The organism is Sporomusa sp., from assembly GCF_035561255.1.
Classification (GTDB): domain Bacteria; phylum Bacillota; class Negativicutes; order Sporomusales; family Sporomusaceae; genus Sporomusa.
This window is the reverse complement of sequence record NZ_DATMXX010000191.1, coordinates 1-7,958: the sequence shown is the minus strand read 5'-3', so window position 1 is coordinate 7,958 and position 7,958 is coordinate 1. Positions and strand designations below refer to the sequence as shown.

The following is a 7,958-nucleotide window of genomic DNA, read 5'->3' as shown; positions in this document are numbered from 1 at the left end:
ATACATATAAAACCATAAAAGGATAATCTTGGTTAACGAAGAATAAGTATAAATAGATAAATATTACATAAGGGAGGTTTACCAATGGCAGATATCTTTTACAAATGCGTGGAATGTGGTTGGATTCTTGAGGCAGCGGAAGGAAAGAAGCCAGAAACCTGTGAAAAATGTGGCGGTAAAGCTACCATTATTGCAGTAGCTCAACAACCCGGACAGTTTGGTTGTGTTGGTAAATAAGAATTCCTATCGTTCAGACTGACCCTTTGCTTGCAGAGGGTTAGTTTTTTTGCTTTCTAAATCTACATTCTTTTATTATTATTAAACATCCCTTTGGCTACAATCATTTGTAATTTAACAAAAGCTTATCAAATTCTACAATTGTATTATAGGCTGAGAAACTAACGCGGACAGCACGATCAGCCAAGCCTCACGATATGGGGAGTTCCATCTTTACTATCTTTGGGCTATTCCTGCCGCGACTAAATTAGTCAGCTGTAGCAAGTCTGGTTTCGGCAATTCTACCTTTCTGAATTTCCAGAACCATATCGACATCCCTGATGGTATTTAACCGATGGGCGATAATAAAAGTGGTTCGTCCCTGCATAATCGTTTTCAAAGCGGCCTGGATATATCCCTCAGTCCGGGTATCAATACTACTGGTAGCTTCATCCAATACTAAAATGGAGGGATCTGCTAATATGACCCGGGCAATTGCTAGTAGTTGCTTTTGTCCCTGGCTTAGGTTGCTGCCATTTTCCATCAACACCGTGTCATAACCCTGGGGAAAGCGCTCAATAAACCCTGCAGCATTGGCCTTTGCTGCTGCTGCCGCCACTTCCACATCAGAAGCTCCGGGTCGTCCATAGCGTATATTATCCCTGATAGTCCCGGAAAACAGGTAGGTGTCCTGCAGAACAATACCAAAGCAACTTCTTACACTGTCCCTGGTATACTCCCTAATATCCCGGCCATCAATATAGATTGTACCGCCGGTAACATCATAAAAACGGGTTAGCAGATTGACAATTGTAGTTTTTCCGGCACCGGTCGGTCCGATAAAGGCAACACTGCGACCAGCCTCAGCAACAAAACTGATTTCATGTAAAATTGGGTGCTCCGGCTGATAGCCGAAAGTCACTTTATCGAAAATCACCTGTCCACGTGGTTTATTTAACACTACTGCCTGAGGCCGGTCTGGCGCTTCTTCATCGACATCCAGCATTTCTAAAACCCGCTCTGCACCAGCAACACCTGATTGGAGCATATTGAAGGTATTCCCCAATTCATTAAGCGGCCGGACAAACTGACGGGAATAGCTTAAAAAGCTGGCAATAACACCGACAGTAATTCCCTGATAGACAGCCAGGATACCACCACCAATGGCGATAGCGGCAAAACCCACGTTATTGATCACATTCATAATCGGCATCAGAAACCCGGACCAGATTTGCGCCTTAAGCCCCACCTGACATAACTGCTCATTGATCTGGTTAAATTCTTCAATTGCTTTACTTTCGTGATTATAGGCCTTAATCACTTCGATGCCACTAATGGTTTCTTCAGCATGGGCATTTAAACGGCCAAGCTCAGCCTGTTGCTCCTTAAAAAGCTGGCCGGTCTGCCTGGAGATCATCCTGGTCAACAAGACGACGAGCGGTACCGTAATTAGTGCCGCCAAAGTCAGTAGCGGGCTAAGGCTCAACATCATGATCAGCGAACCGAAGATGGCTATGGAACCGCCCATTAATTGAGTGGAAGAATTTGAAACAGTCATACTCACTTGGTCAATATCATTAGTAAACCGGCTCATAACATCGCCGTGGCCCTGGGTGTCCAGATAGACCAACGGCACTTTCTGCAGTTTAGCAAACAACTGCTGGCGCAAGCCAGTCACCAGTCGCTGGGATGCGCCCACAATGAGCAAACCCTGACCAGCGGCCAACACTGCCGAACCTACATAGACAGCCAGTAACAGGTAGAGTACTTGCTCCAGTTGGTTAGGAATCCCGCTGCGTCCATAAGCAGCCATGGCGTCTACCGCGACGCCGATAAGGTACGGGCCTAATAATGCCAAAACAGCGTCCAGCAACACCATGCCAAAAATAAGGGCAAGCTGCCCTTTTTCATGACTCAGATACCCCCACAACCTGCCAAGGGTTTTCCAAAGATTCCGGGGTCTGACGACTGTTCCCCGATTGCCTTGGCCCAATCGCTTGCCGCCGCGGAAGGAAGTGCTATATGAGACTGACTTTGGATTGTTGCGCCGATCTTGCACAGCCATCAGCAGCCCTCCTTCCCTAACTGAGATTGGCAGATTTCCCGGTAGACGGCACAGCTTGCCAACAGATCCTCATGCTGCCCGGTCCCCACCAGTTTGCCCCCATCCAGGACTACAATCTTGTCGGCGTCCATTACCGATGTAATCCGCTGAGCAATAATAAAACAGGTCAATCCCGCAGTGTAGCTCTGTAAAGCTTGTTTGATCCGGGCCTCCGTATCTACATCCACCGCACTAGTGGAATCATCCAGAATCAAAATAGCCGGCTTACGTACCAACGCCCGGGCAATAGCCAGGCGTTGTTTTTGTCCGCCGGACAAATTTACCCCACCCTGTCCGATCCGGGTTTGATAACCTTCCGGAAATTCCATAATAAACTCATGAGCCTGAGCAATACGGGCCGCTGCTTCGATCTCTCCCTGAGTCGCCTCTGCTTTTCCCCAATGGAGGTTATCCAGAATACTGCCGGAGAATAAAAGTGCCTTCTGGGGAACAATCGCCATTTTTTCCCGCAGCTGCCGGGGGCTTAACCTGCGTATATCCTGCCCATCCAGCTTTACCATTCCGGCATTAGGTTCATACAGGCGGGGAATCAATTGAACCAGACTGCTTTTCCCCGCACCAGTCGGCCCAATGATACCGATCGTTTCGCCTGGCAAGCAAGTCAATGAAATATTCTCAAGAACTGGTTCCGCCCTGTCATACGCGAAGGAAACCCGTTCAAAATCAATCCGCCCCTGAAAGAAGATATTCTCTTCCTCTTTTGCAAACTCATCAGGAACCCCTTCTATCGCCAATACTTCGCCAATACGGCGGGAGGAAACCCGCGCCCGGACAAATACATTAAAGACCAGAGAAATAATGACCAGTGAATATAAAATTTGTGTCATATAATTAATAAAGGCAATAATATGCCCCACCTGGATCTGACCATTGTGAACCCCTCTGCCGCCCAACCAGAGGACGGCCACAACTCCCAGGTTCATAGTCAAAGCAATACTAGGGCCGAAAACAGTCATCGTCCTCATGGCGGCAACCGCTCGCTCCTGAAAGTGAGTATTTACGGCCCTAAACTTAGTTTGCTCATAGATAAACCGATTAAAAGCCCTTACCACCCTGACCCCGGCAATCGTCTCACGCACCGCGCTGTTCAGTTGATCCAATGCCTCCTGAACCTGCAGGAACAGGGGATAACCAACCCGCATATTGATAAAAATCAGCACCCCCACCACCGGAACAACAATAGCCAGCACGCTGCCCAACCGGGGGTTTAAGCTGACTGCCATAATCAGGCCGCCAATACAAAGAACAGGAGCCTTCAGTGAGATCCGCATCATACCGTTCACCAAGGATTGAATCTGGGTTACATCATTAGTCAGGCGGGTTACCAGGGTTGCCCTGTCAAATTTATCAACGGCCGCTAAGGGCAATATCTGAATCTGCTCATATACCTGGCTTCTTAGTTCGGTGCCTACTCGCTGAGAAACCGTGCTGGAAATAATATTGCGGGCAGTAGCTGCCAAGGCCCCTACCGCAGTAACCAGTAACATGATCCCGCCCATATAAAGTACATAATTAATATCCCGGTTGGCCACCCCAACATCAATAATGCTGGCCATAATGGTTGGCTGCAGCAAATCGCACAGTGCCTCCAGCATTACAAACACAGCCGCCCCGGCAAAATGTTTTCGGTATTTTTGCCAGTAACTCTGCCAATACTTCATTGCCAATGCCCCTTAGAAGAATTGTTTTATTATATTATTATAACACAATAGGTTATAGTATCTCCGCGCGCAGACTTATTCCTCCATCTGTACATGGGGATAATTTATCTTAAACCAGCCAAGCTGCTAAAAAAAGCCGACAGATTTCAATAGCTTAAATGAGACCCTACTTTAGCAACTCCCCACCTATTTTGACATATATTTCAAACCAGGTTATAATAAGATAATTTAATATCCTCTAAAGGGGAGTAGCTTGACAGATAGTGTCAACATCATGGCTGGTACAGCCTGGCGCTATCGTTGGTTTAACCAATAAGCAAGACCTTTAGTATGGGTTATCCGTACTAAAGGTCTTTTGTTATACCACTAAACGTAATGACCTAAGGTGCGACTCCGTACTTTAGGTCATTACGTTTAGTGAGTAAAAATAAAGTTCAAAATACAAGGAGGCTTTTTTATGAAATGCCAACGCTGTCAAAACGAATTGCAACCCCATTTTAATTTTTGCCCAGTTTGTGGAGCTACAGCCAAATCAGCCTGCTCTAATTGCCACAAAGAAATTAATACTGAGTGGGTTAGTTGTCCCTTCTGCGGCACTAATCTAAAAGCACCACCAAGCACACCTACTGTTCAGCCCCCAGTAATCCCGCCACCACAACACAGTCAGCAACCACGCTATTATGACAGAAGCAACTCCTCCGGAAATTATAACCGCCGTAAAAAAGGATTTCTTGATCGTTTTTTTTCCTAAAGCCGTTGTCGCCAATAAATAACTATTACGTCGAGGCACCGCTTGGCGTTGGCAGCTACGGCAGCGTCATCAAAGCAAGCAAGAATGGCAACAGTTATGCATTAAAATTCATGAATGGTTATCCAGAATACCGTCATCCACCAACCTCCGAACAACTATGTCTATTTTTGCATGAGCAGGAAATTCTCCAAGAAATAAGCGATTCTCGAATTCCCAAATTGATTGATTTATTTGAGTTTAACAATATGCTTTTTATGGTCCAGGAATATATCCCTGGAACGCCACTAAGCACACAGATTCTTCAGGGTAAGATCTTTACGGAGGTCGAAATAAAGGACATTATCGAACAATTGCTGGCAATCTTAATCTATCTCCACACTCCAAATCAGGGCAAACAAATAATAATTCATCGCGATTTACGGCTGTCAAATCTAATATTACACAATAAAAAACTTTTCCTAATTGACTTTGGCCTTGCTATCAGACCCTATAATTCGCAGGATCTTACCCTGCCGGAGCCGCCCACCAACAAAACTTCAAACCATAATGCCAGCTCCAGCTATATCGTACGCCGGCGAGATCACTCCCTCAGCAATGATCTATTTGGTGCCGGACTGGTTGCGGTAGATCTGATGGACAGTCGCTTAGCTTACGCAAACAGTCAAGGCAAACCAGTTTGTTCAGCTGATTTTTCCGAATTTATCGGTAAACTACTCAAACCCGCGAGTGGTTATCAAACAACCGCTGCGGCCTTGGCAGCACTTTGCAAAATCAAACTTTCCTAGCCTATTTCTACCTTCAGAGTTTGATAGAACATCACTTTTGCAGTTCCTTCCAGCCATGGATTGTCTATTTCCTGCAATTACACAAGACACAACCACCGTCCCCGCGTCTTTCCTGGAAACTATGATGGGCTGTCTTAATTTTATTAAGACAGCCCCAATTAATTACCGCAGCAATTGAGCTGTAAATGCTTTTATTCTAGGATTGCCTGACTCAAAGACTTGTTGTGGTGGACCCTCCTCCACAATTATGCCTTCATCCATAAACACAACCTTGTTCGCTACCTCCCGGGCAAAACCCATTTCATGGGTAACTACGACCATTGTTACCCCTTCTTGGGCCAGCTTTTTTAAAGCAAGCAGGACTTCGCCAACAAGTTCCGGGTCAAGTGCTGACGTGGGCTCATCCAGTAAGAGCACCGCCGGCTCCATCGCCATCGCACGGGCTATTGCTACCCGCTGTTTTTGTCCGCCTGAAAGTTGTCCTGGATACGCTGCCGCCTTATCCTCAAGCCCCATTTTCGTCAACCAGAACATCCCCTGGCTTTGGGCTTTTTGCCGGGGAGTCTTCTTGACAGTAAGCAACCCTTCCATAACATTCTCTACCGCTGTTCTATGCGGAAAAAGATTAAATTGCTGAAATACCATACCGGTCCGCTGGCGCAGCTGCCGGATCAGATGGCTGTTCCCGGAAAGGTGGTTCACATCACTGGTAAAGTCACCTACCCGGATTCGCCCGGCATCAGGAACCTCTAAATAATTCAGGCAGCGCAGCAACGTGGTTTTACCTGATCCACTAGGCCCGATAATAGCACAGACTTCCCCCTGCCGCACCTTCAGGCTCACACTTTTCAAAACGCTTGTACTGCCAAAATTCTTGTATAAGTCTATGACCTCAATCATCCGGAGCCTCCCGGTATCTCAAGCTTTCTCTCCAGCCATTCCTGAACCCACCCCATAGCAGCAACCATTACCCAGTAAAACACCGCTAAGGTAATAAAATACGGCATAAAAACAAACTGGGCCGCGCTCTGCTCCTCTACCTGGCGAGTTAATTCCGGTACAGTAACGACAGAGGACAAAGATGATGATTTTAAAATATCAATAAGGCAATTCCATAACGGTGGAATGGATATGCGGGTAGCCTGGGGCAAAACGATTCTTCCCAGTACTTGTGAGTTAGTCATACCAAGGGACAGAGCGGCCTCCCACTGCCCCCGGCTGATGGACAGAATAGTCGCCCGGAAAATTTCCGAGATATATGCCCCGAAATGTAAAATCAGGCCAATAAGTGCTGCAGCAAAGGGATCAAGCACAATATGAAAAGAGGTTAACCCGAAATATAATATTAATAGTTGAACAAGCAGGGGCGTTCCGCGGAAAAATGATACATAAACTCTGGCGGTTTGTTCGAATATCTTAACCTTAGATATTCTCATTAATGCGACTAACAGCCCGAGCAAGACTGCGCCTACCATTGCTGCCAGACTTAAATAAATAGTAACCAAGGCTCCCTGCCCTAAAACAGGCAGGGAGTCAATGACAATACCCCATTCTCTACTTACTAACATCTTCCCCAAACCACTTTTTCGATATCTTTAGATAAGTACCATCTGCCTGTATTTCCTTAAGCGCCTTATTCACCGCTTCGATAAGCTCGGGAGACCCTTTACGGAATGCAAGCCCCGACTGTTCTACATTGAAGGTTTTGCCTGTCACTTTAAGATTCTGATTAGGATTCTTCAGAAGATACTCAGAGACAAACAGCCGGTCATTCAAGGCTGCCTCGATACGCTTAGCTCCCAGATCTGCAAAAATTTCGTTTGCCCCTTTATAATACTGAACGTTAGCCCCGGATTTCTTGGCAAGTTCTTCCCAATTACTTCCCTGCGTTACGCCAACTTTACGCCCCTTGATCTCTTCTACACTATTTATATCTGTAGTGTCTTTATTTACGATGACTTGAGCACCAGAAACAGTATAGGGAACTGAGAAATCGTATTTTTCCAGTCTTTTTTCATTAATACCTACCTGATTCGCAATAACATCAAATCGCTCCGAATCGAGACCTGCAAACATTGCTTTCCATTCGGTAGGTACAAATTCAGCCTTGACACCTAGCCGCTTTGCCACTTCATTGATGATCTCAACATCAAAACCTTCCAATTCACCTTTTTCATTTTTGAAGGTGAACGGCGGATAGGTCCCCTCAGTTCCGACCTTTATCGTTCCGCGCTTTTTTATAGTATCCAGTAAGGTCTGTTTTTTAGGCTCTTCAACTTTTGTGGTTTGTGATCCGCAACCAACCGCAAATACCGTAAATATCAAAGTAATAATCAGGCATAAACTAAATTTTCTCATTGTAAAACCCTCCTAATTTAGCAAAATAATAGCACCCGCTTCCCGGCAACGCTTGCTTATCC

The 7,958-nt window shown here is 46.0% G+C and carries 8 protein-coding genes; 3 read left to right on the top strand and 5 right to left on the bottom strand.

Annotated features, from left to right (window positions below):
• Positions 1-84: 84 nt before the first annotated feature.
• Positions 85-237 carry a hypothetical protein gene (locus VN379_RS10790; RefSeq protein ID WP_325533659.1) on the top strand — a complete coding sequence of 51 codons (153 nt, stop codon included), beginning with the start codon at positions 85-87 and terminating at the stop codon, positions 235-237.
• 247 nt (positions 238-484) lie between these two features.
• Here the strand turns inward: VN379_RS10790 and VN379_RS10785 are convergent, their stop codons facing one another.
• Together VN379_RS10785 and VN379_RS10780 are read right to left on the bottom strand one after the other, a co-directional pair.
• Positions 485-2,281: an ABC transporter ATP-binding protein gene (locus VN379_RS10785; RefSeq protein ID WP_325533657.1), complete on the bottom strand. Its 1,797-nt coding sequence runs from the start codon at positions 2,279-2,281 to the stop codon at positions 485-487.
• Entirely contained in the window at positions 2,281-4,002 is a 1,722-nt protein-coding gene (locus VN379_RS10780) for an ABC transporter ATP-binding protein (RefSeq protein ID WP_325533655.1), read from the bottom strand. The genes VN379_RS10785 and VN379_RS10780 overlap by 1 nt, the downstream gene beginning before the upstream one ends.
• Before the next feature lie 457 nt (positions 4,003-4,459).
• Here VN379_RS10780 and VN379_RS25160 point away from each other — a divergent pair, with 457 nt between their 5' ends.
• Positions 4,460-4,753: a double zinc ribbon domain-containing protein gene (locus VN379_RS25160; protein ID WP_414714988.1), complete on the top strand. Its 294-nt coding sequence runs from the start codon at positions 4,460-4,462 to the stop codon at positions 4,751-4,753.
• Between the two features lie 5 nt (positions 4,754-4,758).
• Positions 4,759-5,538, top strand: a complete 780-nt coding sequence (locus VN379_RS10775; RefSeq protein WP_325533653.1) for a serine/threonine protein kinase — start codon at positions 4,759-4,761, stop codon at positions 5,536-5,538.
• A 162-nt stretch (positions 5,539-5,700) separates the two neighbouring features.
• Here the strand turns inward: VN379_RS10775 and VN379_RS10770 are convergent, their stop codons facing one another.
• Genes VN379_RS10770 through VN379_RS10760 form a run of 3 tightly spaced genes read right to left on the bottom strand, consistent with a single transcriptional unit; the run spans position 5,701 to position 7,896 of the window.
• Entirely contained in the window at positions 5,701-6,438 is a 738-nt protein-coding gene (locus tag VN379_RS10770; protein WP_325533651.1) for an amino acid ABC transporter ATP-binding protein, read from the bottom strand.
• A complete protein-coding gene (locus VN379_RS10765; RefSeq protein ID WP_325533649.1) occupies positions 6,435-7,106 on the bottom strand; it encodes an amino acid ABC transporter permease in 672 nt (223 codons plus the stop codon). Before VN379_RS10765 ends, VN379_RS10770 begins: the two co-directional genes overlap by 4 nt.
• A complete protein-coding gene (locus VN379_RS10760) occupies positions 7,093-7,896 on the bottom strand; it encodes a transporter substrate-binding domain-containing protein (RefSeq protein WP_325533647.1) in 804 nt (267 codons plus the stop codon). Before VN379_RS10760 ends, VN379_RS10765 begins: the two co-directional genes overlap by 14 nt.
• Positions 7,897-7,958 lie beyond the last annotated feature (62 nt).